Annotated in this window: 23 protein-coding genes; 14 read left to right on the top strand and 9 right to left on the bottom strand. The window is 37.5% G+C overall.

Annotated features, from left to right (window positions below):
* Positions 1–149 precede the first annotated feature (149 nt).
* Complete coding sequence (locus AC106K_RS06700) at positions 150–2,078, bottom strand: endonuclease (RefSeq protein ID WP_482443955.1); 1,929 nt, start codon at positions 2,076–2,078, stop codon at positions 150–152.
* A 191-nt stretch (positions 2,079–2,269) separates the two neighbouring features.
* Between AC106K_RS06700 and AC106K_RS06705 the strand changes: the two genes are divergently transcribed.
* The 9 genes from AC106K_RS06705 to AC106K_RS06745 all read left to right on the top strand — a co-directional run bounded on the left by AC106K_RS06705 (position 2,270) and on the right by AC106K_RS06745 (position 11,102).
* Complete coding sequence (locus tag AC106K_RS06705; protein ID WP_482443957.1) at positions 2,270–3,409, top strand: acyl-CoA dehydrogenase family protein; 1,140 nt, start codon at positions 2,270–2,272, stop codon at positions 3,407–3,409.
* A gap of 17 nt (positions 3,410–3,426) precedes the next feature.
* Positions 3,427–3,924 carry a DinB family protein gene (locus tag AC106K_RS06710; RefSeq protein WP_482443958.1) on the top strand — a complete coding sequence of 166 codons (498 nt, stop codon included), beginning with the start codon at positions 3,427–3,429 and terminating at the stop codon, positions 3,922–3,924.
* A 403-nt stretch (positions 3,925–4,327) separates the two neighbouring features.
* Positions 4,328–7,261 (top strand): reprolysin-like metallopeptidase, encoded by a 2,934-nt coding sequence (locus tag AC106K_RS06715; protein ID WP_482443959.1) that lies wholly within the window; start codon positions 4,328–4,330, stop codon positions 7,259–7,261.
* Between the two features lie 461 nt (positions 7,262–7,722).
* Positions 7,723–8,436 carry a hypothetical protein gene (locus tag AC106K_RS06720; RefSeq protein WP_482443961.1) on the top strand — a complete coding sequence of 238 codons (714 nt, stop codon included), beginning with the start codon at positions 7,723–7,725 and terminating at the stop codon, positions 8,434–8,436.
* Positions 8,437–8,447: 11 nt separating this feature from the next.
* Positions 8,448–8,867 carry a hypothetical protein gene (locus AC106K_RS06725; RefSeq protein ID WP_482443963.1) on the top strand — a complete coding sequence of 140 codons (420 nt, stop codon included), beginning with the start codon at positions 8,448–8,450 and terminating at the stop codon, positions 8,865–8,867.
* A gap of 344 nt (positions 8,868–9,211) precedes the next feature.
* Positions 9,212–9,679: a pyrophosphohydrolase domain-containing protein gene (locus AC106K_RS06730; RefSeq protein ID WP_047099241.1), complete on the top strand. Its 468-nt coding sequence runs from the start codon at positions 9,212–9,214 to the stop codon at positions 9,677–9,679.
* A gap of 3 nt (positions 9,680–9,682) precedes the next feature.
* A complete protein-coding gene (locus tag AC106K_RS06735) occupies positions 9,683–10,246 on the top strand; it encodes a TlpA family protein disulfide reductase (protein WP_482443965.1) in 564 nt (187 codons plus the stop codon).
* Positions 10,247–10,249: 3 nt separating this feature from the next.
* Positions 10,250–10,855: a DUF4230 domain-containing protein gene (locus tag AC106K_RS06740; protein WP_482443967.1), complete on the top strand. Its 606-nt coding sequence runs from the start codon at positions 10,250–10,252 to the stop codon at positions 10,853–10,855.
* Positions 10,856–10,910: 55 nt separating this feature from the next.
* Entirely contained in the window at positions 10,911–11,102 is a 192-nt protein-coding gene (locus AC106K_RS06745) for a hypothetical protein (protein WP_185290376.1), read from the top strand.
* Between the two features lie 617 nt (positions 11,103–11,719).
* On the opposite strand, the gene leuB is transcribed toward AC106K_RS06745, so the two are convergent.
* From leuB to AC106K_RS06765, 4 genes are read right to left on the bottom strand one after another with little or no spacing between them, the layout of a single operon-like run.
* A complete protein-coding gene (gene leuB / locus AC106K_RS06750; protein WP_482443969.1) occupies positions 11,720–12,844 on the bottom strand; it encodes a 3-isopropylmalate dehydrogenase in 1,125 nt (374 codons plus the stop codon).
* Positions 12,825–13,433, bottom strand: coding sequence for a 3-isopropylmalate dehydratase small subunit (gene leuD, locus AC106K_RS06755; RefSeq protein ID WP_482443970.1), 609 nt, complete (start codon positions 13,431–13,433; stop codon positions 12,825–12,827). Before leuD ends, leuB begins: the two co-directional genes overlap by 20 nt.
* 16 nt (positions 13,434–13,449) lie before the next feature.
* Positions 13,450–14,838, bottom strand: a complete 1,389-nt coding sequence (leuC, locus tag AC106K_RS06760; protein ID WP_482443972.1) for a 3-isopropylmalate dehydratase large subunit — start codon at positions 14,836–14,838, stop codon at positions 13,450–13,452.
* Between the two features lie 30 nt (positions 14,839–14,868).
* The gene (locus AC106K_RS06765; protein ID WP_482443974.1) at positions 14,869–16,032 is read right to left on the bottom strand and encodes a 2-isopropylmalate synthase; all 1,164 of its coding nucleotides are present in this window, start codon (positions 16,030–16,032) and stop codon (positions 14,869–14,871) included.
* Between the two features lie 150 nt (positions 16,033–16,182).
* On the opposite strand from AC106K_RS06765, the gene AC106K_RS06770 reads away from it, so the two are divergent.
* Positions 16,183–17,727 carry a hypothetical protein gene (locus AC106K_RS06770; RefSeq protein WP_482443975.1) on the top strand — a complete coding sequence of 515 codons (1,545 nt, stop codon included), beginning with the start codon at positions 16,183–16,185 and terminating at the stop codon, positions 17,725–17,727.
* Between the two features lie 101 nt (positions 17,728–17,828).
* Here AC106K_RS06770 and AC106K_RS06775 read toward each other — a convergent pair whose 3' ends face one another.
* The gene (locus AC106K_RS06775; protein WP_482443977.1) at positions 17,829–18,803 is read right to left on the bottom strand and encodes a dipeptidase; all 975 of its coding nucleotides are present in this window, start codon (positions 18,801–18,803) and stop codon (positions 17,829–17,831) included.
* Between the two features lie 25 nt (positions 18,804–18,828).
* A complete protein-coding gene (locus tag AC106K_RS06780; protein ID WP_482443979.1) occupies positions 18,829–20,013 on the bottom strand; it encodes a DUF4932 domain-containing protein in 1,185 nt (394 codons plus the stop codon).
* A gap of 92 nt (positions 20,014–20,105) precedes the next feature.
* Between AC106K_RS06780 and thrS the strand changes: the two genes are divergently transcribed.
* Positions 20,106–22,025, top strand: a complete 1,920-nt coding sequence (gene thrS, locus AC106K_RS06785) for a threonine--tRNA ligase (RefSeq protein WP_047099233.1) — start codon at positions 20,106–20,108, stop codon at positions 22,023–22,025.
* 158 nt (positions 22,026–22,183) lie between these two features.
* Positions 22,184–22,684 carry a translation initiation factor IF-3 gene (gene infC, locus AC106K_RS06790; protein ID WP_027372223.1) on the top strand — a complete coding sequence of 167 codons (501 nt, stop codon included), beginning with the start codon at positions 22,184–22,186 and terminating at the stop codon, positions 22,682–22,684.
* A gap of 161 nt (positions 22,685–22,845) precedes the next feature.
* On the opposite strand, the gene AC106K_RS06795 is transcribed toward infC, so the two are convergent.
* Positions 22,846–23,406, bottom strand: coding sequence for a hypothetical protein (locus tag AC106K_RS06795; RefSeq protein WP_482443981.1), 561 nt, complete (start codon positions 23,404–23,406; stop codon positions 22,846–22,848).
* Between the two features lie 158 nt (positions 23,407–23,564).
* Between AC106K_RS06795 and AC106K_RS06800 the strand changes: the two genes are divergently transcribed.
* The gene (locus AC106K_RS06800; protein ID WP_482443982.1) at positions 23,565–24,641 is read left to right on the top strand and encodes a resolvase; all 1,077 of its coding nucleotides are present in this window, start codon (positions 23,565–23,567) and stop codon (positions 24,639–24,641) included.
* A gap of 150 nt (positions 24,642–24,791) precedes the next feature.
* On the top strand, positions 24,792–25,313 hold the full coding sequence (locus AC106K_RS06805) for a hypothetical protein (RefSeq protein WP_482443984.1): 522 nt from the start codon (positions 24,792–24,794) through the stop codon (positions 25,311–25,313).
* A 350-nt stretch (positions 25,314–25,663) separates the two neighbouring features.
* Here the strand turns inward: AC106K_RS06805 and AC106K_RS06810 are convergent, their stop codons facing one another.
* Positions 25,664–26,293 (bottom strand): response regulator, encoded by a 630-nt coding sequence (locus tag AC106K_RS06810; protein ID WP_482443985.1) that lies wholly within the window; start codon positions 26,291–26,293, stop codon positions 25,664–25,666.
* Between the last annotated feature and the right edge of the window lies 1 nt (position 26,294).

Genomic DNA, 26,294 nt, shown 5'->3' on the forward strand with positions numbered 1-26,294 from the left:
GGCAAAATCGTGAAATGGCAAAAAAGTAAAAAAATGTGATTATTTTTTTACAATGATCGAATATTAACTCAACTTTTTATTGTTTTTTATTCAAGAAGCCTTTCCCTGCCTAACCTTGACAGGTTTTGTAAACCTGTCAAGGTTCAGCACTACTTTTTAATAAACTGTTTTACCTGGTCATCCAGTTTAAGCATATACATTCCTGTCGGAATTCCCTGTACAGAAATATTTTTCTTGTTTCTGAACGGATTTTTCTCTGTATAGATTACTTTACCTGAGAAATCAAGAATTTGAGCCACCTGTACCTTTTCTATATCTCCGCTTACATAGATGTTTTCATAAGCAGGATTCGGATAGATCTTAAATTCTTTATCAACAGAAGCCATCAGTTCTGAAGTAGACAGTGTTCCAAGGTTCTGGCAGTAGTTAGACGGATAAGAATCCCATTCACTGATATTGAATGCAGTAGCCGGATGACTGATATTGGTTTTCCTGTACAATGAAACATTGCCGTTCGTATTGGCTACATATTTGGTTCCAATAGCATCTACGGTCACAAATTCATTATAAGCAAGTTCTACATAATTGTCTCCTTTGAAAGTCATAGGATCTGAAGACGTTACAAATCTCGCCTGGCTATTGGTATAGCATGATAATGTGGAGTTAGGATTCAAAATAACGAAAGTTTCATTATTGCCTACTTTACCTTCCAGCTCATAGGTATCAGCCCGATAGTAATTTCCTTGAGAATTCTTAAGCAGGATATTGATTCTATAGTCATTCAGGTTCACTTCATGGCCCGTCCTGTTGGTGATTTCAAGAGCATTATTACTCACCGTTTGAGTATTTGTACCGGAAATATATTTTGTAATGATAAGATCTTTAGCATAAGTATCTGATGCAATAGTAGAAGCTGTTACGGTATTACTAAGCGGAGACTCCAGATAGCCTTTGTCATAAGCTTTTACTGTGAAAGTATAAGTAGTAGACGGATCCAGGTGATCTATACTTATAGAGGTATTCTTGGTTGTTGCAACAGGAGTAGTGGCACCATTCATATAAATTTTATACCCTAAAACATCCGTTTCCGGTGAAGCGGTCCAGTTGAGATTAACGAAATAAGCACTCTGTTGAGTTGAAGTCAATGATCCTGGTGCCGTAGGTGCTATCGCATCCGGTGTTTCTGACCAGATCATGTCTACCCATTCAGGATGATCAATGAACGGATTTCTGTTGTTTTGTATTCCATATATCGCATTATTCCGGTCAATTTCCCTTTGTGAAACAGGATCTGCAGCATTCCACTGTTTCAGCATTTCAATATAAGGAAGATCCATCGCTCTTTCTTCCGTTCCGTCAAGCGGACACTGATCTGTTGTAGGATTTATATTTGTAGATGTGCTGTATGCCGTATTAAACGAACCAAATTTACCTTCATATCTTACAGCAAAATACAATAAAGATCTTGCAACATCTCCTTTGAACTCATCAATAGGCTCATACACCCTTCCTGTATAAGGGTAATTAGGAATGGCAGACTTAGATATTTTCGAAGTATTGGTAAAAGTATAATAATTAGTAGTGCCTGCTATACCGTAAGGATAGTTGTTTCTTAACTGATTGATTCTCGCATCAGCAGGTATAATAAAATTCAAATCTGAAAACATAGGATAATCACTGACGGTCTTCTTCTTATTGTTTTCATACCAAATCGTGGTAAATGTACTCTGTGGCATCATATGTTCCTTATTATATCCGGAACCTTCAGCACTTCCTCCGCCTAACTGACTAACGATATATTCATATGAATCCGGTCCTGTAGGAATTTCAGAATAAATATCCAGTAGATATTCTGTATTGCTGGAATCATGGTCATAGTATTTGTCCAGATCAGTCTGTTTATAAAAGAGCTGAATCCCATCATAATGCCAGTTGATATTCTTCTGAGAAATAATATCATGAAGCTTGGTTTTCAGTGCATAACCTGTAAGTCCCGTCGTTCCGTCGTAATATCCTGCAGGAATCTGTGCGGAAATAGAAGCGGAAATTAAAATAATAGGAAGTAGAATTTTTTTCATGCCTTAAAAATTGGGCGACTAAATTAGTGAAATAAAACTGGCTAAACGTTGAATATTTTATTAATAAAACATTAAATGCTAAAATATAAAAAATTGAAAATTAAAATATTGTGAATGAAACACCATGAATGAAATAATTTTTTTAGCATTCCGCCAATTTGGTTATCTTTGGGAACTAACTATATATCTATATGAATACAGAGACTATTGACAACATCAAAATGATAGCGGAGACAGCTAGAGAATTTGCAGAGAAGAATATCCGACCGAATATTATGGAATGGGATGAAAGCCAGACTTTCCCAAAAGACTTATTTCACCAGCTGGGAGAAATGGGCTTTATGGGTATCGTAGTTCCTGAACAATATGGAGGTTCCGGCTTAGGCTATCACGAATATGTTGCCATTCTTGACGAAATTTCTCAGGTAGACCCATCAATCGGTCTTTCTGTAGCGGCGCACAATTCACTTTGCACCAACCATATCTATGAGTTTGGAAACGAAGAACAGAGAAATAAATGGCTTCCTCAGCTGGCTACCGGAAAAGTAATCGGAGCATGGGGATTAACAGAGCACAACACGGGTTCAGACTCAGGAGGAATGTCTACAACTGCAGTGAAAGATGGTGACGAATGGATCATCAACGGTGCTAAAAACTTCATTACCCACGCTATTTCGGGAGATATTGCCGTAGTAATGACAAGAACAGGAGAAAAAGGAGCTAAAAATAATTCTACAGCTTTTGTTTTAGAAAAAGGAATGCCTGGTTTTAGCTCAGGAAAAAAAGAAAATAAATTAGGAATGCGTGCTACAGAAACCGCAGAATTGATTTTCGACAACGTACGTGTACCGGACTCTCACCGTTTAGGAGAAGTAGGAGAAGGTTTCAAGCAGGCGATGAAAATTCTGGATGGTGGAAGAATCTCTATTGCAGCTTTGAGTTTAGGAACTGCAAGAGGAGCTTATAAGGCAGCCCTGAAATACGCTAAAGAAAGACATCAGTTCGGAAAATCAATTTCTGAATTCCAGGCGATCAACTTTATGCTTGCTGATATGGCAACTGAAATTGATGCTGCAGAACTTTTGATTCAAAGAGCATCTACCTTGAAAAATGCTAAGCAGAAAATGACGAAAGAAGGTGCTATGGCAAAATTATATGCTTCCGAAGCATGTGTAAGAATTGCAAACAATGCTGTTCAGATTTTCGGAGGTTATGGATATACCAAAGACTTCCCTGCAGAAAAATACTACAGAGATTCAAAGCTTTGTACAATTGGTGAAGGAACTTCTGAAATCCAGAGACTGGTGATAGGAAGAGATATTACGAAATAACCTTAAATTCAATACAGATGATTAAACAGGCACTTTTAGGTGAGTTTCTGCATGAAGCGGAAAACACCAGAAAAATTTTAAAAGCAATCCCTGACAGCGCTCTGGAGTGGAAACCGTCTGAAAAGAACTGGACGACCGGGCAGCTTGCTTCTCATATTGCAGAGGTCTACAACTGGTATGAACCCACCTTCAATCAGGATACTTTTGATATGGGAAAATACGCGTATGATAAAGGAGATATTTCCAAGGCTGAAAATATCGTTGCTAAATTTGAAGAAAATGTTGCCAAAGCACAGAAAGTGCTGGAAAACTCTGATGAATCCACCTACTTCAACGAATGGAAAATGGAAATGAACGGAAATGTTCTCTTCCCTCCTTCTCCAAGAATCCAGGTGGTGAGAGGCTTTCTGTATAATCATTTGTACCATCACAGAGGTGAATTGGTCGTTTATTTAAGATCGACAGGAAATAAGGTTCCAGGATTGTATGGGCCTACTGCTGATGACAAAATGTAATTGACTATTATTCATAATAGAATGGGGCTGTTTCACTTTTTGAAACAGCCTTTTTAATTTTTATAATTAAACCGAAAGTTTGATGATGTTCACTGATGAACAAAAACATAAACTTAAGCATCAAAAAAATTCTTGATTTTATAAATTTATTTCAAAAATTCCTGTAAAAACCATTGTCTCAATCGTAGAAATTAATAAAAATATCACATTGGTTTGAATTTTTACCAATAGATTACTCCATTAAACATTTTAATTTTTCTTTTATTAATGAGCTTATTCAAGTATATTTAATGTATTGCATAATATTTTAAATATAAAATCAAAAATAATCTTAAATATTTTTGATTTCCGTAACGTATTTTTTATTAGCTTTGATATTCCACAATCAAAACTTATATTTAATATGAAAAAACAATTAACCCTGATTGGAATGCTCCTTATTAGTGGTGTTTCTTTCGCACAGACTGACCGTCTTTGGTCTGAAAGCTCAAAAAGAGCTTCCTCAGAGATCTTTGAAAACAAAGCAAGCATCGTCAATCCAAAGGTGTACAGCCTGAATATTGAAGGATTGAAAACAGTTCTTGCTAAAGCACCTAAAAGACTGGCAGCCGGCGAAAAATCCGAAATCATCATTTCTTTTCCTAATTCTGAAGGCAGAATGGAAAATTTTAAAGTAAGAGAGAATTCTAATTTTGCCCCGGAACTGGCAGCAAAATATCCGGACATCAAATCTTACGTTGGCCAAGGCCTTGATGATCCGAATTCTACAGTTTATTTCAGCGTTTCCCCACTTGGGCTATCTTCAATGGAAATTTACGGCGACAAATCGGCTGTATTTATTGAACCTTATGCCAAAGACCTATCCACGTATGTAGTGTACAAAAAGTCTGATAAGAAAGATGACCTCAGCAAGTTTGAGTGTACTGTAGTGGATGTAGCCAAAAAAGGCGCAACCAGTTCAGGGCTTACGGCAAGACCTAATGCCGACGATGCTAAATTGAGAACCTTTAGACTGGCGTTATCCTGTACAGGAGAATATACAGCCTATTTCGGAGGAACAAAAGCACAGGCACTCGCAGCCATGAACACCACCATGACTCGTGTAAACGGGGTTTTTGAAAAAGATTTTGCAGCAAGAATGGTTCTGATCGCCAACAATGACGCCGTGATCTATACCAATGCTTCTACAGATCCTTATTCTGCCGCTTCAGGAATGAGCAGCTGGAACTCTCAACTACAGAGTACGCTTACTTCTGTAATCGGTGAAGCCAATTATGACATCGGTCACTTATTCGGGGCTTCCGGAGGTGGAGGGAATGCAGGTTGTATCGGCTGTATCTGTACCAACGGATCAAAAGGAAGCGGATATACCTCTCCGGCAGATGCGATTCCTTCAGGAGATAATTTTGACATCGACTATGTAGCTCATGAAATGGGACACCAGTTTGGCGGAAACCACACCTTCTCTATGAATAATGAAGGAACAGGAGCCAATATGGAACCTGGTTCAGGATCAACGATCATGGGATATGCCGGAATTACCAGCCAGGATGTTCAACCTCACTCTGATGCATTCTTCCATGCTATAAGCATCCAGCAAATCACCAATAATATCAAAGCTAAAACCTGCTCTGTTAATACAAGCACTGGAAATTCAATTCCTACAGCCAATGCAGGTTTAGATTATACAATTCCGAAAGGAACACCATTTGTACTGACCGGTGCCGGAACAGATGCAGACGGAGATTCTTTAACGTATATCTGGGAACAGATGGACAATGCATCTTCTTCTCAGACAGGCGCAAGCTCTGCAGCCAGTGCAACAAAAGCTTCAGGGCCTAACTTCAGATCTTGGACGCCTACCACTTCTCCTGTGAGATACTTCCCAAGAATGGCATCCATCCTCACAGGCGCTACCACTACCGCTGGTTCAGAAATTACTGTAGAAGCTCTTTCTTCAGTAGCCAGAACATTAAACTTCAGATTTACAGTTCGTGATAACAGAGCCGGAGGTTCAGGAAACAATTCCGACGACGCGGTAATTACAGTGAATTCTACCGCAGGACCATTTGCCGTAACTTCTCAAAATACAACAACTACCTACGCTGGTGGAAGTTCACAAACGGTTACATGGGATGTAGCAGGAACTACAGCTAACGGAGTGAATACAGCCAATGTAGACATTCTTTGGTCAACAGACAGCGGAAATACATGGACTACTCTATTAGCAGGAACTCCAAATGACGGTTCGCAGGCAGTGACAATTCCTAATGCTACTACTACAACAGGAAGAATCATGGTAAAAGGATCCAATCATATTTTCTTTGATGTCAACAATGCCAATATTTCTGTCAATGCAGGTTCAGGATCTTCTGACACTGTTGCTCCTACAGCTCCTACCCTTGCAGCTTCAGGAACGACTTCTACAAGCACCAATCTTTCATGGTCAGGCGCTACAGATAACGTAGGTGTTACAGGATATGACGTGTACATGAATGCTTCACTTATCGGTTCTACGGCTTCTACCACTTATACCGTAACAGGATTAGCTCCGTCTACTACTTATTCTTTCACTGTGAAGGCTAAAGATGCCGCAGGAAACACATCTGTTTCAAGTAATACGGTAAATGTTACTACTCTTGCAGGAGGCGGAACGGTAACTTATTGCTCTTCTTCAGCATCCAATACTGCTGATGAGAGAATCGGAAATGTAAAATTCGGAACCATCAACAATACTTCTACAGGTACAGCCGGTTATGAAGACTTCACTTCAGTTTCTACCAATGTAACAGCAGGAAGTACTTACACAATTTCTATCACTCCAGCCTGGACTTCTACAAAATACAATGAAGCTTACGCTGTTTATATCGATTATAACGGAAACGGAAACTTTACAGATAGTGGAGAGCTTGCATGGACGAAAGCAGGATCTACAACTACTCCAGTTACCGGATCTATTACCATTCCGGCAACTGCAACGGCAGGGGCTACAAGAATGAGAGTGATGATGAAATACAGCACGATCCCAACTTCACCTTGCGAAGCATTTACTTACGGACAAGTTGAGGATTACACTCTTAACATTGCTTCTTCAGGAAGAGCTGTCGCTTCAGAAACAAAAGATCTGATCACAGACATCAAAGTATATCCTAATCCGGCAAGAGAAGTTCTGTATATTTCGAATACAACATCTGAAGAATACAGAATCTACGATATGGGTGGAAAACTGATCAACTCAGGAAAACTTCAAAGAGGCGCTATCAATGTAAGCAATCTGATTAAAGGTGCTTATATGCTGCAAATCGGAGATATAAGCAAGAGATTTATCAAAGAATAATACTATTAAAATTAAACGATGTTAAAGCTGTCCTTTTAAGGGCAGCTTTTTTTTATTCATTGATTTTCAGAATCTCACAAGAAAAATAAAACCGTAAATATTTCTTAAATAAACATTATTGATAAAATAATTTTCAACAATAATGCTATATTTTGAATAAAATCACACAAAATTGATTTTTTTAATTTAATTTTACCTCCGTACTGTTTACCCACTGGTATTGTAGAGGGCACTGTCATCGTTTTTCAGATGATGATTCCGCCACTTCTCTTGATTCTGTTCTTAGATACCACAGTACAGCTATTTATAGAAGTCCACACCAATATTCCACTATATGAAATCATTTTTACAAGAAGACTATCATGTAGGATGATTACAAAAAGAATATGTTTCAAAAGAGGTATAACGATCATCTCCTCCCAATACCTCATTAATTTTTTAAATAATTTAAAATTTTTTATATGAAACATTTATTTAATTATCTTTTTTTATTCACTTTCGCTTTGTCTTCAATGGCCTGTAGCTCAGACAGAGAAGAGGAAGTTCAGACACCAAGTGAGGTCACCACTGTATTTTATAAATCGGCTGATGAACTTGCAGTAACTTACGATCCGAACGGAAATGTAAATGCAAATCTAAGAAGCCAGATATTTGATCTATACAAACAGGGGAAATGGAGTGAATTGGAGGCACTTTTCAAAGCTAATAATCTGAATGGCGGATGGCCACCGGCAAATGGAGGCTACAATATCGTTGATGATGTAGCACTTCAGGCAGGACAAAAATTTGACCGATATAGCGGAGCTGTAGGTGCTTATACAGGAAATGGCGTTCCTACTTTAGGAGGAAGCTTTACAAGCCCGATCATCAACGGATATGTATACACCTTTACCCAAAGAGCACTGAACCAGACTGAAGACAAGTATGATTTTTATTACGAAATCGATGTTCTGAACAATGCAATGCAGTTCAAAACTCAGACGGCGGACATTATTCCATGGTTTAATCAGGCAGGAAAAGGAAAACAGACGATGTGGAAAATTCCTATTGACATCAATACCGGCTATCAGAAAACATGGAACAAGCTCGCAGAAGAGGGCTATATTAAAGTGACGATTAAGAAAAGTCCAAGCGGAAAATATCCTAACTTAGTCGGCACAGTTATTCAGCCCTAAATAAAATCCAGATGTATTCAATATCAAATAAAATAAACATTAGCAAAAAGGCCGTACTTGCCAAAAATACGTTCATCAATGACGAAACCATCCCGTCTGTAAGTACCACATTTACCTGCTGCAGTTGTGGTCATGAAAACAATATTGAAATCATACCTTACACATCAGGATTCCCTATTCTAAAGGTATATCAGGAAGATCAGGTACTTTCCGGAAATGAACTATTAAAGAATGGAATGGTTTCCGAAACACCCCAAACGATGTCGCATTTGGGAGCCCTCACGGTCAATAATCTGCCAACGTTATATTTCGGAACCGATTGCTCCTCCTGTCACGCAACATACATTTGCGTTTTCAGCTATGGAGAAAAACAACCGGGATTGACAACCCTTAATATCTCAGGCATCTGGGAATACGAGGAGCAGAAATAATGAATATTGATTGATATGTTTAAACAAAAATCCACAACCTTTTATAGATTGTGGATTTTTATTTAGAGTTTATACATTCACCGAAGTTCTGCCTGAGTTTTCTAATACAATGATTGCAAAGGTTTCAGACTAAGTTTGTAAAGTTTTTTTCTCAAAGGCGTTTCATTCACCAACAACAATAAGCGTTTACTGAACAGGACGCTTTTGTCTGAAACAATAAAAGTATTCATTATTATAATCCTGTGGATATTGTATTAAAGATTATCCCATCGTTAATACATTTTCCACCGTACATTTCACATTTTACAAATCCTTTTCTATCTTTGTGGGAAATAAAAAAATTCATGGATAAAATTGATAGTCTGAACCAAGTAGCAGAATTCCATACTACTTTCAAAGCCCCTATTTTAGATACCCCACAAATTCCTTCTCCTGAAAGATGCAATCTTAGAGTAGAACTTCTACAGGAAGAACTAAACGAACTGAAACAAGCAATCGCTGACAATAATATTGTAGAAATTGCTGATGCACTATGTGATTTACAGTACGTTTTGAGTGGTGCGGTACTGGAATTCGGACTTGGCAATAAATTTGTAGAGTTATTCAACGAGGTTCAGCGTTCCAATATGTCGAAGGCATGTGATAATGAAGAGCAGGCAAAGGAAACGGTTGAATTCTACAAAGAAAAGGAAGTGGAATCTTTTTATGAAAAGTCTGGTGAAAAATATAATGTATACAGACAGGCTGATCATAAAGTATTAAAAAACAAATACTACTCTCCTGCTGATTTAAAATCAATTATTGAGAAATAAAATATGAAGAAATTTATTACAAATCTTGTTGCCTTTTCAAGTTTATTTTTAGCGGTCCAGCAATTCAATGCCCAGAAAGTAGTAGTCAACCGTGAAGTGAATACTGAGAAAGACGGCAAAATGCTTTTGGGACATCAACTGAAAGAACAATTTCTGAAAGCCCCTTATGCAGACTGGTATGTAAAGGAGCATGATGAATATAGCCTTGACCAGAAAGCCATCAGCGAGCTGAAAAAAGAAAAAATAGGTTCTTATGATCTCGTTGTTTTCATGGGAACATGGTGCGAGGACAGCCATAGAGACATTCCGAGACTAATGCGAATTCTGGAAGAGGTAAACTACCCGGACAGTAAGCTGACTATTATTGCCGTGAACCGTAAAAAAGAATCTCCTACCGGAGATGAATCCCTTTACAATATACAGAAAGTACCTACCATTATTGTAAAAAGATATGGTAAAGAAGTGGGACGAATTGTAGAAATGCCTACCACAGGTTATATTGAGAGAGATTTGGCTCAGATTTTGAAAAAGAATGATTCTTCTGTTATCAAAGAAATTTTTAAATAGATTTTGAGAAATTATAAAACAATTCTATCGTTTGCTGCAGGTACAGGAGCTATGGTTCTTCTGTTCTTCGGTCTTAAATCCTGCCTGAATCTTGGCGGAAAAACGGAAAAGTCAGATTATTACATTCTGACTAACCAGATTTCCAAAATGAATAAGATGGTAGTGATGGAACAGAATACCTCCAGCATGCAGAAAACGAAAATGGGCTATGAAGTCTTTGGGAAAGAGGTTTCAAGTAACAGTATTATTACTTATACCAAAACCAATGCTCAGGTATCTTATGATCTTAATAAAATGAAGATTGAAGTAGATTCCATCAACAAGAAGCTTGTGATCACGGAACTTCCGGATGCTGATATAAGAATCACTCCAAGTGTTGAAATTCAGTCTTTAGACGACTCTTTTTTTAATAGAATTTCAGAAAAGGACATTAAAAGTGTAACTGAAAAAGCTAAAGAAAGCGCTATGAAATCTATCGATCAGAATCAGTTGAGAAGTGAAGGCCGTAAACAGCTGATGGAAAACCTGGATAATATTTTTGTTCTGGCCAAAGCACTGAATTATACGATAGAGGATAAAACCGGGAAAATTGGTATTTTAGGACTTTAGGATCAATTATTCCTGTTTGGCAAATGCTTTGAATGATATATAAAAATTTAAAGTTATGGATTCAAAAGGGAATAATAAAAAGAAAGCCTCTGCCAATGCCGCAGAGACCAAAAAGCAGAATCAGGATTTTCAGAATATTCCTGCTTCATCACAAAAGACCAATCCACCTGATATTGACAAGGATGATGTACAGAAAGCATCAAAAAACAAATCAGGAAAAACGGATAATACCAAAGATAAAAATTGATCGTTCAAGTTTTGTAAAAAATTAAGAATAGATATATTCAGTTTTAAATCTCTTATAGATTTCTTTAGAAGTCATCTTATAATCTTTAAAACGAGAATTCTAACTTTATCATATTCTTTATAAAAAAGAGATTCCGTCTTATCATGAGACGGAATTTTATTTTAATTGATAAGATAATGTGAATGCATGGATAATTCGGATCAAGTGCATTTTCTGGTTAAGCCGAAAACTGAGTTCATCTGAATAGCAAAAATGGTTTGTCCTTTGCAGATAGTCCTGGAGATCGTTTTTTTAACGCAAAGTTATAGTGATTCAATGCTTTATTTTAGGGAGCAAAGAAGGGCGACTTTGTCGCTGAAGAAGCTATATGGATAAACATCCGCTTCCTCAGATCGATTCTTAATCGATACTCTCTTATAGCAGAACCAAAATAAAACTTTGCGTTTAAGAAAATAATAGGCTCCTAAAAAATATGAAGAACCTGCATGACCGGAGAGATTTCAAAGCTCTTTTGAGGATGCAAAAACTTATATAGAATATCCTTTAAAAGCGAAAAGTTCCGCCTCATACGAGACAGAACCTTTCTTCTAACTATCTAAGTGAACTTTGTTGTCTATTTATACAATCGTTGATTTTCCGATCTTTACATTTTCAAAATTATAATAGGACTTCTCAGAATATCTGATATGATCTGCAATAAAGCTTCCTACTTCACTGGTGGAATAATATTGTTTTGTATTAAGATCGATGGTCACATATTTATTTTCAATGGCATGCTCCACAGACTGTCTTAGCTTATTGGCGGCAGGCTGCAGATTAAGATGATCCAGCATCATAGCAACACTAAGGATGGAAGCAATAGGATTGGCAATTCCCTTTCCTTTTGCTTGTGGATAAGATCCGTGAATAGGCTCAAATAGAGCATTCTTCTCTCCTACTGACGCTGAAGGCAGTAATCCGATAGAACCTCCGATTACACTTGCTTCATCGGAAATAATATCCCCAAACATATTTTCTGTCAGAATAACGTCAAACTGTTTAGGATTAAGGATCAGTTGCATGGCTGCATTATCTACGAACATATAATCCAGCTGCACTTCCGGATATTCCGGAGCTATTTCCTGACAAATCTTTCTCCACAACCTTGAAGTATCCAGCACATTCGCTTTATCAATAAGGGTCAGCTTTTTACTTCTCTTTTGGGCTTCCTGAAAGGCCATGTGAGCAATCGGGATAATGTCTTCACGGCTGTATTTACATACATCGTAAGCATACTCTCCTTCCGGATCCGTAAATTTTTCACCGAAATAAATTCCACTCACCAGTTCTCTGAAAATCTGAATATCAGCCCCTTCCACGATCTCTCTTTTAAGCGGACTCTTTTCAATCAACGAAGCATAGGTTTTCAGTGGGCGGATGTTGGCAAATAATCCCAGTTCTTTACGCAGCTTTAAAAGCCCCTGTTCCGGTCTTACTTTAGCTTCAGGATTGTTGTCAAAAGCAGGATCGCCAATTGCTCCAAAGAGTACTGCATCTGATTCTTTACAGATTTTCAGGGTTTCATCAGGAAGAGGATTTCCGGTCTGAAAAATAGCTTCAGCACCGATCAAACCATACTCAAATTGAAATTTGTACTGAAAAGCTTCAGCGATTACATCCAGTATTTTGATGCTTTCACTGATGATCTCCGGGCCTATTCCGTCTCCCGGAAGGACTGCGATTTTAAAATAATTGTTGCTCATTTGCTTTTTGTGTTTTTAGTTCAAATTCTGTGATCGCCTGTTTTTTGCTGATTAAAAAATCAATATCGTCATAGCCATTCAGAAGGCATATTTTTTTATAGGAATCAATCTCAAAGGTCTCAGTCGTATCTTTGAAACTGATGGATTGCAATTCAACATCAATAGCAATTTCATTATCAGGGTTTTCATTAATTCCTTCTAAAATTTCTTTTAAAAAGGCTTCAGAAACTTTTACCGGAAGAAGTCCGTTGTTGAGCGCATTGCCTTTAAATATGTCTGCAAAATAACTCGAAACAATGACTTTAAAACCATAATCTGTCAAAGACCAGGCAGCGTGTTCACGACTGCTTCCGCATCCAAAGTTATTTCCGGCCACTAAAATTTCGCCCTTGAATTTTGGATTATTCAAAACAAATTCAGGATTTGGCTCGCCGGTATGAATATTAAACCTCCAGTCTCTGAACAGATTTTCTCCGAAACCTTTTCTGTCTATACTTTTTAAAAACCTTGCCGGAATAATCTGATCCGTATCTATATTTTCTGCCGGTAGTGGAACTGCCGGGGATTTTATGACAACTAATTTTTGCATTTACTTTTTAATCTGTTTAGTTTAAGCTTTCAAAAGCTGAGATTCTACCTTCTATTGCAGCTTTGGCCGCCGTTAACGGGCTTGCAAGAATTGTTCTCGCGCCCTGTCCCTGTCTTCCTTCAAAGTTCCTGTTGGAGGTGGAAACACAATATTCCCCTTCCGGAATTTTATCATCATTCATCGCCAGACATGCTGAGCAGCCAGGCTGGCGGATCTGAAACCCTGCATCACTGAAAATTTTATCCAGTCCTTCTTCATAGATCTGCTTTACCACCTGCTGAGATCCGGGAACAATCAATGCTTTTACAGCTTCAGATTTGCTTTTCCCTTTGATGTATTGAGCTGCTGAACGGAAATCTTCTATTCTGGCGTTGGTACAGCTTCCTATAAAAACATAATTGACTTTGATGCTTGAAAGTGCCTGGCCGGCCTCTAATCCCATATACTTCAAAGCCTTTTCTTCTGATTCGTTTTGAGGCACAGGAATTGTTTCATTCAAAGAAATTCCCATTCCAGGATTGGTTCCGTACGTAATCATAGGATAAATATCTGCAGCATCAAAGCTTAGCTCCTTGTCAAAAACCGCTCCTTCATCTGTTTTCAGGGTATTCCAATAGGCTGTTTTCTCTTCCCATTCTTCTCCAGTCGGGGCAAATTTTCTGCCTTTTACGTATTCAAAAGTAGTTTCATCAGGAGCAATCATTCCTCCTCGGGCTCCCATTTCAATACTCATATTACAAACGGTCATTCTTCCTTCCATCGACATTTCTTCAAATACATTTCCGGCATATTCACAGAAATACCCGGTTCCGCCGTCTGTCCCGATCTTTGAAATGATATACAAGATCACATCCTTAGGCTGAACATTTTCGTTCAGTTTACCATTTACGGTAATTCTCATGGATTTTGGCTTGTTGAGCAGCAGGCATTGGCTGGCAAATACCTGTGCCACCTGACTTGTTCCGATCCCGAAAGCAATCGATCCAAATGCTCCATGTGTTGAAGTATGGCTGTCTCCACATACGATGCTCATTCCCGGCTGGGTAATTCCAAGTTCGGGAGCAATGATGTGAACAATGCCTTGGTACTGATGCCCAAGTCCGAAGAGTTCAATATTATTTTTTGTACAGTTTTCCGTAAGCTGCTGAACCTGATTTCTTGAAAGCTCATCACGGATTGGCTTTTCCTGGTCCAGCGTAGGCACATTGTGATCTGCCGTTGCCACGATCTGTTCCGGTCTGAATATTTCCAGATTTCTGGCTTCCAATTCAGCAAATGCCTGAGGGCTGGTCACCTCATGGATGAGATGCTTGTCAATATAGATGATCTGTGGACCATCAGGAATTGTTTCAACTACGTGAGCATCCCAAACCTTATCAAAAAGAGTCTTTTTATTGTTGTTCATTTTTTACTTTATCTTGATTTTAAATCAAACCTATCCTATCTTTCTGCTGAAAGCCTCCATAATAAGGTTCAGATCGTCATTTCCTATTTCTTTTTTAAGGTCTGCAATTTTTAAAAATTCCTGATACAGATAATCCAGTTCATTCTTGGTCACATCATGGCCAATATGCTTGAATCTGTAAGCCAATGCAGAGCGCCCGCTTCTTGCTGTGAGCACAATGGAAGAGGCATTCACGCCTACTTCTGCAGGATCGATAATTTCATAAGTTTCCCTGTTCTTGATAACACCATCCTGGTGAATTCCGGAGCTGTGTGCAAAAGCATTTGCCCCTACGATCGCTTTATTCGGCTGTACAGACATTCCCATAAGATCAGAGACCATCGTACTCATTTCATTCAACATTCTGGAATTGACATCTGTATGCAGATTTAAATCTTTATGCTGTTTCAGGATCATAACCACTTCTTCTAAAGCAGTATTTCCTGCTCTTTCTCCTAATCCATTGATGGTACACTCAATCTGACGTGCTCCGTTGATAGCTCCTGCAATAGAATTGGCCGTTGCCAGTCCAAGATCATTGTGACAATGGCATGACAGAACCGCTTTTTCAATTCCTTTTACGTTTTCTTTCAGGTATTTGATTTTCTGCCCGTATTCTTCGGGAAGGCAATATCCTGTTGTATCAGGGATATTCAATACCGTTGCTCCTGCTTTGATGACGGCTTCACAGACCTGTGCCAGATATTCATTGTCTGTTCTTCCTGCATCTTCGGCATAGAATTCCACATCTTCTACATAGCTTTTTGCATATCTTACCGCCTCTGCAGCACGCTCTATAATGTCCGCTCTGTTAGAATTGAATTTATATTGAATGTGAGAATCGGAAGTCCCGATTCCGGTATGTATTCTTGGTCTTTTCGCATATTTCAATGCTTCGGCGGCAGTATCTATGTCTTTTTTATTAGCTCTTGTCAGCCCGCAAACTTTAGCATTTCTTACCAGTTTTGAAATTTCAGAAACAGATTCAAAATCTCCAGGGCTGGAAATCGGGAATCCTGCTTCGATGATATCAACCCCCAGTTCATCAAGCTTTTCAGCAATAATCAGTTTCTGTTTTGTATTCAATTTACATCCAGGCACCTGTTCTCCATCGCGCAACGTGGTATCAAAAATTTCAATTTTTTCGGAGTTCATAAATAAAAGTTTTTTACTTAATTTTGGCTCAAAACTACAGCTTGCTATATTTTTTTCATTTTCAATTTTTCTGAAAATTACAATATTCAACTGTTGAAGAAATACTCATATCTATTTATTAATCAGTATTATACTATTTAAAAAATTACAATGGCAGAATTGCAGAAAGATTTTTTGTTTGTATTGGTAAAGTCATTGACCATGTCAGAGAAACGACAGTTTAAGCTGTATGTCAACCGTCTCGGAATCAACGTAGATGCCAAGTTTCTTCTGCTGTTTTCCGAAATTGATAAAATGAAGGAATATGATGAAAGCATCATCATAGAGAAAAAAATATCCACGAAGCAACAACTTTCTAATCTGAAGGCGCATCTTTACAAACAGATTCTGGTAAGTCTCCGCATGAATCCGAGTCATCAGAATTACAGGATTCAGCTTCGGGAGCAGCTGGATTTTGCTAATATTCTGTACCAGAAAGGGCTTTATAAGCAAGCCTTAAAAATATTGGACAAAACGAAGCAGACCGCATTGGAGCTGGATGAAAAAAGTATTGCCTCTGAGATCATCGACCTTGAAAAAGTAATTGAATCACAATTCATTACACGAAGTTTTGACGGTCGTGCAGAGGAACTGATCCGGGAATCCAGAGAGATCAGCAAACAGAACCGTTATACGACGAAACTCTCCAATCTTTCATTGAAATTATACAGTGAGATGCTTACGCATGGCTATGTGAAAAATGATTCTGACCGGGAAGAAGTTCTGAACATCTTCAACGAAGAAATCAAAAATATAAGGCTTGAAAAACTGAATTTCACCGAAAAACTATGGTATTTCAAAGCCCATGTCTGGAAAAACCAACTGCTTCAGGATTATAAATATACGTTGAAATATGCCTATCAGTGGGTAGATCTTTTCCACAAAAAACCTGAAATGATCTACAGCCATCCGGTTTGGTACATCAAAGGCAACACTTACCTGCTGAAAATCCTTTTTCTGTATGGAAATATTGATATTCTGGAAGAGCATTTTGAGAACTTCAACAAGATGGTGAATGCAGAGAATTTTGCCCAGAACGAAAACCTTCAGTCTTTAATATTTCTTACCCATTACAATACCCTGATGAATATTCATTTTGTGAAGGGTGAATTTTTTACCGGCACAAAGCTCATTCCGGAAATTGAACTGAAAATGGAAAAACTCAGGGAACGAATTGATGAACACCACTTTATGATCCTTTATCTTAAAATGGCGGCCATGTTTTTCGGAAGTAAAATGTTTGAAAAATCGATTGAATACTCCATGCGGGTGATAGAATCGAAAGGCAACGTACAGGAAGACCTGCTGTTCCATACCAGAATTCTGATTCTGATGGCCAAATATGAGTCCGGAAATGATGAAGATTATGACGAATTCATAGCCTCTACGCTGAAGTTTGCCAAAAAAATGAAAAAACCGGAAGAGTTTCATTTTGAAAGCATTCAGTTCTTTAAAACCCTGAATAACCAGGTTCCGGATCAGAGACAGAAAGTCTTTGAAAGTTTTGATAAAAAGCTTGAAGAATTTTCTGAAAATGAGTATTACAGAAGGTCCTTATTCTATATTGACATTCACGGATGGATCAAATCTAAGGTTCAGCATGTAGACGTGATTGAGATCATCAAACAGAAAGTGAAATATAAAAGAAAAAACTAGCTGAGATTCAACTCCGGCTAGCCTTTTTTATCTCTCACAGATTGGGCCAATTTTGTAGATAATTGTGTCTAAAATCTGCCTGACATGTGCGAATTTTCATATTATTTATACATATTTTCTATAAAATTCAGTGCATTTTTGTGGCTGATTTTCTCTACAAGCTCAAAGGAAAATCTTTTCTCAATCTCTCTGTTGATTGCCGGAAATCCTGAAGCATTGGAATGTTCAGGAAAGAAAAACGGATGGCGAGAAGTATCGGGATGATCTTTCCAATAGAAATAGTCTGCTCCATAAGCCATATGATCTTCTGCCCCAAGGTCTAACCCGTATTGAATATGGTCATATAACCTTTCCGGATGTTCAAGATCAACATAATCTTTGATAAAATTAAGACCCATCAGCCCTTTTCTGCTGATCAGTTCTTTGGCCAGTTCATCAGGAAGGTTCCTGTTATTTTTATAAATACGTCTATAATTAGAATGGCTTGCCAGAATAGGAATTGAATAATTTCGCTGAGCTGTATAATTGAATATATCATAAGCCAGCTGATCACTTGTATGAGCCAGATCAATCGCAATCTTTCTGTCTGCGATATAATCGATCAGCACTTTTCCATCATCTTTAAGGCCTGCTGTAGCATTGTTTCCACCACCAAAACGGTTTTCTAAATGATGGGTGATCCCGACATACAATACTTTCTGAGTATTTTCAATGATGGTTTCCAGTTTTTTGAATCCGGAATCCAGGCTTTCATTTTCCTCGCAGAAAGAGGACGCGTTTTCGATGGAAGCCATCACTCCTACCCGGTTTTCATTTTCAGGAGCCTGATGACTTTCAGGAGTAAAAAGGAAAAAATTTTCGTTTCTGATTAAATCTGAAAATATTTCACTCTGTTTCAGTCCATATTCCGTACTGTTGGCCCCCGTTCCTGAATAGATGGCCATCACCTGCAGCTTCACATTTCCTTCTTTTAAATAAGGCAAAGAACAGCCTATTTCTCTATCGTCAATGGTTGCGTCTGGTCTTAATAAATAATATAACAGATCACAGTGTAAATCGATGTTTATTGTATTCATAGCAGGAAGCAATTTATAGCTTTTATTACTTGTTTGGAATTAACGCATTATTGATAAATTCAATATCTGTATTTTCAAAAATATCTAACAACTGAGGGACAAAATCTCCGAAAGTTTTATACTTTTTCCGGTTGGAATTATATTCTTTTATCTTTTCTTCTAATTGTGGCAGGAAAATAAAGTTATTTTTCAAATGATAGTCTTCCAGCCTTTGAGCTCTTTCCGGATCTTTCTGGATTCTTGCCGTCTGAATTTCCCCCAGCCTTACCAAATGCTCAGCCACACAGGTCTGATAGTCTCCATAACCTCCGGTTTTGATCATAGCCTCTTTTAATTTTGACTTTTCAAACAGATCTTTGAATTTTACAAGTCTGTCTTTATGCTTATAAACCTCTTTATTAACGAATGAATGTCCAAATTCATGTACGCTTAGAAATCTTGCCTGAAATTGGTTGTCATACCCGAACTCTCCCGGTTTTTCCACCTTTACAAAAGGACTTGCCACTTCATAAATATTCTTTTTTTCGGATTTTAAAATCACCTCTGCGGCAATCCCCCGCCCTTCACTATTTTCTATAGGCCACATCATCATGGGTGAAATCAAAATAGTATAGGCATTGAACCCTTCTCCATAAAACTGTTCCATAGCATTGGTGAACCCGGCAGGAATCTGCTTGTTGTACTCCTGTATTCCACCGTTGTAAAAGTTTTTATTTTCGTTAAAAAACTGTGCAATATTCTCTTTAACGTAGAATTTTGAGAGCTCAGAAAGATAATTTTTAATTAAATCTGTAGCTTCAATGTTTTGTTCTTTGGTGAGATTGTTATTTTCAAACTTATAATCATTGATCCAGTCTGTCGCCGGAAATTCTTTATGATACATCAAAGGGGTCATCAGAATATCATTCCATGAACCGTATTTTTCGATCAGAATATCATTGAGTTTTGCTGTTGAAACGGCAATATCTGAGTTTTTCAGGCGCTCATATTTTTCTAATGCTTTTTTAACAATGGGCTGGTAAACAGAACATTCTTTAATTTTATAGAGTTCAAAGTCTTTATTGTTCTTTCTATGTTCTGCGGAGAGGATCTCTGCCAGGAAATATGTTTCAATATTTTTGTTGTAGGTCACGGAAAATCTGGAGTTATTTTTCTGTGAAAAACCGAATATGGAACTCAGTGAAACAAAAACTACGAATATCTTTTTCATCTTTAATATTAATTCTCATTCTAAATATAGGCTAATATAGTATTTTATCTAAAAAATGCGTATTTTTGCATCTTAAAATTTCTTAGTAAACAATGATAAAAATTACACTTCCAGACAATAGTGTCAAAGAATTCGAGGGAGCAGTTACTCCCCTAGATGTGGCAAAATCTATAAGCGAGGGATTGGCTAGAAATACCATTTCCGCAATTGTTAATGACAAACAAGTAGAAACGACCACACCTATAACCACGGATTCTACGGTACAGCTTTTGACCTGGAACGATGATATGGGTAAGAAAGCTTTCTGGCATTCTTCTGCTCACCTTTTGGCGCAGGCTATCCTTGAGTTTTATCCTAATGCTAAGTTGACCATTGGTCCGGCCATCGAAAGCGGATTCTACTATGACGTAGATTTCGGGGATGAAAGCTTATCTGAAAAAGATTTTGAAAAGATTGAAAAGAAGATCCTTGAAAATGCAAAGAAAGGGTCAACATTCTCTTTATATCCGGTATCTAAAGAAGATGCTCTAAAAACTTATGCAGACAATCCTTACAAAGTGGAACTGATCTCTAATCTTAACGATGGGGAAATCACTTTTGTAACGCATGATAATTTCACAGATCTATGCCGTGGAGGACACATTCCTAATACCGGAATTGTAAAAGCGGTTAAGATCCTTAATGCAGCAGGAGCCTATTGGAGAGGAAATGAAAAGAACCCACAGCTAACAAGAGTCTATGGTATCTCTTTCCCTAAACAGAAAGACCTTACTGAATATCTTGAAAGACTTGAAGAAGCTAAAAGAAGAGATCACAGAAAACTGGGTAAAGAACTTGGAATTTTTGCATTCTCTGAAAAAGTAGGTGCCGGGTTACCATTATGGTTGCCAAAGGGTACAGCTCTAAGAAGAAAACTGGAGAATTTCCTTTCAGATGCACAGAAAAAAGGAGGGTATGAATTCGTAATGTCTCCACATATCGGAGCAAAAGAATTGTATGTAACTTCCGGACACTGGGATAAATATGGAGAAGACAGCTTCCAGCCGATCAAAACTCCAAATGAAGGAGAAGAATTCTTGCTAAAACCAATGAACTGTCCTCACCACTGTGAAATTTATAAAACTTCACAATGGAGCTACAGGGATTTACCTAAGAGATATGCAGAATTCGGTACTGTTTACAGATATGAGCAAAGTGGAGAGCTTCACGGGTTGACAAGAGTTCGTGGATTTACTCAGGATGATGCTCACTTATTCTGTACTCCGGATCAGCTTTCTGAAGAATTTGAAAAAGTAATCGATCTGACGCTGTATGTGTTCAAATCTTTAGGTTTTGAAGACTTTGTGACTCAGGTTTCATTAAGAGATCCTGAAAACAAACAAAAATATATCGGGTCTGATGAAAACTGGGAAAAAGCAGAAAGTGCGATCATCAATGCAGCAGAAAAGAAAGGCTTAAAAACAGTAATAGAATACGGTGAAGCTGCATTCTATGGTCCTAAGCTTGACTTCATGGTGAAAGATGCTTTAGGAAGAAAATGGCAACTTGGAACGATCCAGGTAGATTATAACTTACCGGAAAGATTTGATCTTCACTATATCGGAAGCGACAATGAAAAACACAGACCGGTAATGATCCACAGAGCACCATTTGGTTCTATGGAGCGCTTCATCGCTATTTTGCTGGAGAACACTGCAGGTGATTTCCCACTATGGCTGAGCCCGGATCAGTTTATTATTCTACCGATCAGTGAAAAATATGTAGATTATTCAAAAAAAGTTTCACAATTTTTAGAAAATCACGATATTAGCGGTCAGATTGATGACAGAAACGAGAAGACAGGTAAAAAGATCCGTGATGCGGAATTGAAGAAGATTCCTTTCATGCTTGTGGTAGGAGAAAATGAAGAAAAAGAAGGCACGATTTCTGTAAGAAGACGTGGTGAAGGAGATCTTGGAGTGATGAAACTGGAAGATTTCGTTGCTTACTTCAAAAAGGAAGCAGCCATTTAATATTAAAAGATTGAAGGATTCAAAAAAAATAATGGAATCTTTCAATTTTTAAATCTTAAATCAATTAAATAGTAGTTAACCAATAAAATTATAATACAATAGCACAAAGATTTAACAACAGGGGCCCACAGAGACGTCCGGTACAAGAGGACGCTCACTTGATCAACGATAAAATTCGTGTGAGAGAGCTTCGTTTAGTGGGCGATAACGTAGAGCCGGGAATTTATCCAATTGACAAAGCAAGACAGATTGCTGCAGAACAGGAATTGGATTTAGTAGTAATTTCTGATAAGGCTGAACCATTTATTGCAAGAGTATTGGAATACAAAAAATTCTTATACGAGCAAAAGAAAAAACAGAAGGAACTTAAAGCTAAGCAGGTGAAAGTGGTTGTAAAAGAGATCCGTTTCGGACCTCAGACTGATGACCATGATTATGAATTTAAGAAAAAGCATGCTGAAAAATTCCTTGAAGAAGGTTCTAAGCTAAAGACCTACGTATTTTTTAAAGGACGTTCAATTATCTTTAAGGACCAGGGGGAAATCTTACTTTTAAAACTAGCTCAGGAACTTGAGCATGTAGGTAAGGTAGATCAGCTTCCTAAGCTTGAAGGGAAAAGGATGATTATGATGATGAGTCCTAAAAAACCAGCGAAATAATTCAGTTATTATTTTACATATGAAAGCCTCAAATTACTTTGAGGCTTTTTTCTATAAAAAATTTTCATGGAAAAGATTTCATAAGAAAAAGAAAGAGGGGCTATATAAGCATCATTTGTATTTTATTTATCACCCCTCTTTCTTACAGGTTTTAGTAGTTTTTACCCTTCAAAATCACCACAGTCATGCTCTTTAAAAAGAGGTAATGCCTTCCTGGTGGTAAAATATTTAGCGATTCTTTTATTATTGAGTTCCAGTTTCTTACCTTCTATCACCAACTCATATACGGGGGCTTTATCGATCTGAGTCAGAATATAGGTTCTGTCTGCTGTTTTTAGAACTGTTTTGCTGCCTTCACCGGAAACAGAGAAATCACTCACTTCAAAGACATCTTTTTCATCGCAGACATTAGCCCATTTAATGGTATTCTTCGTTATGGATAGGCTTGCCAGATCGCACGAATAACAGTTTCCGGAGAATTCTATTCCATATTTTTCATATACATTTTTACTTTTGGTATCCAATACATCAATAGGAACCAGTTCTGAAAAATCTCCGGGCACTTCTACTTTTGAAACAGTCTTTACTTCCGGGGTATGTCTGGAAACGGTATCCGTCTTTGCCTCTGTAGAATCAACTTTGTTTACTTTTTTATCAGTAGCAGGCGAACATGAAGCCAGCAAAATGATCACAACTGAAAAGCTGGTTATTACGTTTTTCATCTGATATAAATAATTTATAGTCCTTAGTTTATTGTTTGCAAAATTCCCGAAAATATATCATTTAATATATCCCTGTTTTCAGCTATTTATTGCCCATATCCACGGGTTTTATTGGTGGTAACTCTGAATACTGATACATTTGCCCCAAAATATATAAAATGAAAATTTTCAATTCATTCTTCATATCATCTATGGTAGTCTTTGCGGGATGTAGTCAGCAAAATAAAAACACAGGAACTAACAAAGCAGGAACTGAAGTTACCCAGAAAGCCATTACATTCGCGGATTTCAAAAAGATAAAAGGAGTGGATAATGTGCAGGATGTGCCGTTTCAATTATTTACCAAACTGGATTCTGTGCAGCTTTTTGTGACTCCGGGCAAGGATGCCGCTCATATGAAAATTGCTTATAATAAACTTGATAATTATTACGGTTTCGAAGAGTTTGAAGACTTCTACTCTATTCATTACAGCATCAATAATAATATTTCGAACAGCATTGAAGCTTTTGTCCTGAAATCTGAGTTCACAGCATCATTTGATCTGACCTTAAAGGGTGTTGATCTTTATGAAATCCGAAGCAGTACTCTGAAAGAAACTAAGGATTTTAAAAATAAATCATTCAGTCAATATGGTACGATAACAGAGGTTTCGGAACAGGAATTTAAAATGGCCTCCAGCAGTAAAATTGACGAAGCTTTGGTAAAGAACTCTCAGGTTAAATTAAAAGACAACAATTGGATCTATACTGAAAATTCAAAAGAAACCGTGATTACACAACATAAGAATATCTCTACGGAAGACGGGCTTTTATCCAATGAATATATTGGGCAGTCCCCTTACCTTCATCTGGAAGTTTTTAAGGAAAGTTCGGAAGGGACCTCAGAGGTCTATTATTCTTTTTATACGGTAAAGCCAAGTGCTGATTTTGCGCTGTTTACCGGCGGCTATCCTCACATTCTGCCCGGTAAAAACAGGGTTTCTTACATAGCTTCGAATAATGATGTGGGAAGTAATTTTGAGATCAGTAGGTATCTGGAACAAAATCATACTCAAGAAAACCTTTTATATGTAAACTTCACCAACTTCAAAATTGGTGACGAGGCAAAAGCTTTCTGGAAGGATGATAGAACCTTTTATGCAGAAGTCTACCCTATCAATTCCGCAACATCCAACGGCAAAAAACAGAAGGCAGCTTTTATCAAAATCCAGCTGAAGGCTGACCTGTTCAATTAAGAAAGCATTTCCTGCCATTTGAAATAGGATAAAAACCCCTGAAATCAGCCAGTGTGTAGCGAGAGAAAGTCTAATATCTTTGCCCCAGTTATTTAAAGATATACCATGAGAAAAGTAAGTTTAACATTCCTTTTTTGTTTACTAAGTTTTATGACGTTCGCACAATCATTAAAGGTAGTTATCAAACAGGATGGAAAAGTAATTGAACCTGTAAATGATGTTTATGACCTTAAAAAGTCTCCTTTTGTATTTGAGTTCACCGCTAATAATCTTGAAGGTTTTTTGGTGGGAGCCACTACCAATAAAGATATTTATGCAGGAGCTCTGGGGCTTTTCAATGCGGAAGTTCCATGGTTTCAGAGTACAGGGATGGCGGAGGAATTATACAACAAAGATAAAGAACTGTTTCTGATGGATCAGGCCCCTTCTTACTGGTATTATACCGATGCCAAAGATCACAGGTTTGATAAAAACCCTAAAGGGAACTTAAAGCAATGGACAGCGACCCGTACTATTACAAGGTTTTATGATATTATGGTGGATCAGCCCATCAGTTTAAAAGATTTTGACGGAAGAGTTTATCTGTTCATGTATCAGCCTGAATATAACGAGGAATATGATTTAAAAGGAAAGAAAAACCTGTTCCAGGCTACATTGAGATTCAAAGATTAATTTATTGAACACCTAATTTTTAATTTATATAGAGAAAAGGTCTGCTTTTACGATGTAAGCAGGCCTTTTTGTTGATTTTATCCCAAAACTTAAATTAATCATGCAGATGCTGAAACCTTAACAATGTTTTAAGCCATTAAAATTTTTAAGGGGACTTGTTCTATAGTGAGCCTTTAACGGCGAAATCAAGATTTGAGGGTAATTTTTTTAAAACGCAAAGATTTATTTATCATCCCGGATATTTGAAGGAAGCAAAGCATGGAATCAATTTCATTGATTCTTTTTAAGCGGGCGTAATGTTTCTATACGTTTGTTCTGCGGCTTTACTTACTCTTTCTTTTATGCGTATCCTATTCGATAATTAAACCATATTCTATGGCTAATTTAATGGCTGAGCTAAGATTGGAAGTCTGGAATTTTTCAATCAGATTTTTTCGGTGGCTTTCAACGGTGTGCGGGCTTATAAAAAGCTTTTCTGCCATTTGATTGGTGGTCAAACCTTTCGCTGCCTCAGCTAAAATTTCTTTTTCTCTTCGGGTTAATTTCGGAACCTGATTGAGCCCGTCGGCTGATTTTTTTTCTAAAACGGACCTGGTTTTTGAGCATAAAAACTGTTTACCGGCATATACGGTATCAATACCCTCAAGAATTTCAGTGACTGAAGCATTTTTCTGAATGTATCCCAGGGCGCCTTCAGCCAGCGTGCTATTAATCACAGGCAATTCATTGTGAACACTGAGCATAATAATCTGGAGATTTCCGTATTTTTTCTTTAAAGGTTTGATGAGCTCGATGCTGTTGATGTCTGCCAAATTGATGTCTAATAATAAAATATCTACAGGCTGTTTTTTCAAACCTGCATTCATCTCTGAAACGTTTTTGAAACAATCTACAACATCTATGGTATCATTATTTCCTAAAATATTCTTCAACCCTTCCAATAGAAGCGGATGATCGTCTGTTATGGCTACTTTTATCATT

The organism is Chryseobacterium sp. FR048 (genome assembly GCF_056844665.1).

What these genes read in the sequence shown, in the direction of transcription:
- AC106K_RS06700 (WP_482443955.1), bottom strand. Translation starts at nt 2,078, where the DNA reads ATGAAAAAAATTCTACTTCCTATTATTTTAATTTCCGCTTCTATTTCC.
- AC106K_RS06705 (WP_482443957.1), top strand. Translation starts at nt 2,270, where the DNA reads ATGAATACAGAGACTATTGACAACATCAAAATGATAGCGGAGACAGCT.
- AC106K_RS06710 (WP_482443958.1), top strand. Translation starts at nt 3,427, where the DNA reads ATGATTAAACAGGCACTTTTAGGTGAGTTTCTGCATGAAGCGGAAAAC.
- AC106K_RS06715 (WP_482443959.1), top strand. Translation starts at nt 4,328, where the DNA reads ATGAAAAAACAATTAACCCTGATTGGAATGCTCCTTATTAGTGGTGTT.
- AC106K_RS06720 (WP_482443961.1), top strand. Translation starts at nt 7,723, where the DNA reads ATGAAACATTTATTTAATTATCTTTTTTTATTCACTTTCGCTTTGTCT.
- AC106K_RS06725 (WP_482443963.1), top strand. Translation starts at nt 8,448, where the DNA reads ATGTATTCAATATCAAATAAAATAAACATTAGCAAAAAGGCCGTACTT.
- AC106K_RS06730 (WP_047099241.1), top strand. Translation starts at nt 9,212, where the DNA reads ATGGATAAAATTGATAGTCTGAACCAAGTAGCAGAATTCCATACTACT.
- AC106K_RS06735 (WP_482443965.1), top strand. Translation starts at nt 9,683, where the DNA reads ATGAAGAAATTTATTACAAATCTTGTTGCCTTTTCAAGTTTATTTTTA.
- AC106K_RS06745 (WP_185290376.1), top strand. Translation starts at nt 10,911, where the DNA reads ATGGATTCAAAAGGGAATAATAAAAAGAAAGCCTCTGCCAATGCCGCA.
- leuB (WP_482443969.1), bottom strand. Translation starts at nt 12,844, where the DNA reads ATGAGCAACAATTATTTTAAAATCGCAGTCCTTCCGGGAGACGGAATA.
- leuD (WP_482443970.1), bottom strand. Translation starts at nt 13,433, where the DNA reads ATGCAAAAATTAGTTGTCATAAAATCCCCGGCAGTTCCACTACCGGCA.
- leuC (WP_482443972.1), bottom strand. Translation starts at nt 14,838, where the DNA reads ATGAACAACAATAAAAAGACTCTTTTTGATAAGGTTTGGGATGCTCAC.
- AC106K_RS06765 (WP_482443974.1), bottom strand. Translation starts at nt 16,032, where the DNA reads ATGAACTCCGAAAAAATTGAAATTTTTGATACCACGTTGCGCGATGGA.
- AC106K_RS06770 (WP_482443975.1), top strand. Translation starts at nt 16,183, where the DNA reads ATGGCAGAATTGCAGAAAGATTTTTTGTTTGTATTGGTAAAGTCATTG.
- AC106K_RS06775 (WP_482443977.1), bottom strand. Translation starts at nt 18,803, where the DNA reads ATGAATACAATAAACATCGATTTACACTGTGATCTGTTATATTATTTA.
- AC106K_RS06780 (WP_482443979.1), bottom strand. Translation starts at nt 20,013, where the DNA reads ATGAAAAAGATATTCGTAGTTTTTGTTTCACTGAGTTCCATATTCGGT.
- thrS (WP_047099233.1), top strand. Translation starts at nt 20,106, where the DNA reads ATGATAAAAATTACACTTCCAGACAATAGTGTCAAAGAATTCGAGGGA.
- AC106K_RS06795 (WP_482443981.1), bottom strand. Translation starts at nt 23,406, where the DNA reads ATGAAAAACGTAATAACCAGCTTTTCAGTTGTGATCATTTTGCTGGCT.
- AC106K_RS06800 (WP_482443982.1), top strand. Translation starts at nt 23,565, where the DNA reads ATGAAAATTTTCAATTCATTCTTCATATCATCTATGGTAGTCTTTGCG.
- AC106K_RS06805 (WP_482443984.1), top strand. Translation starts at nt 24,792, where the DNA reads ATGACGTTCGCACAATCATTAAAGGTAGTTATCAAACAGGATGGAAAA.
- AC106K_RS06810 (WP_482443985.1), bottom strand. Translation starts at nt 26,293, where the DNA reads ATGATAAAAGTAGCCATAACAGACGATCATCCGCTTCTATTGGAAGGG.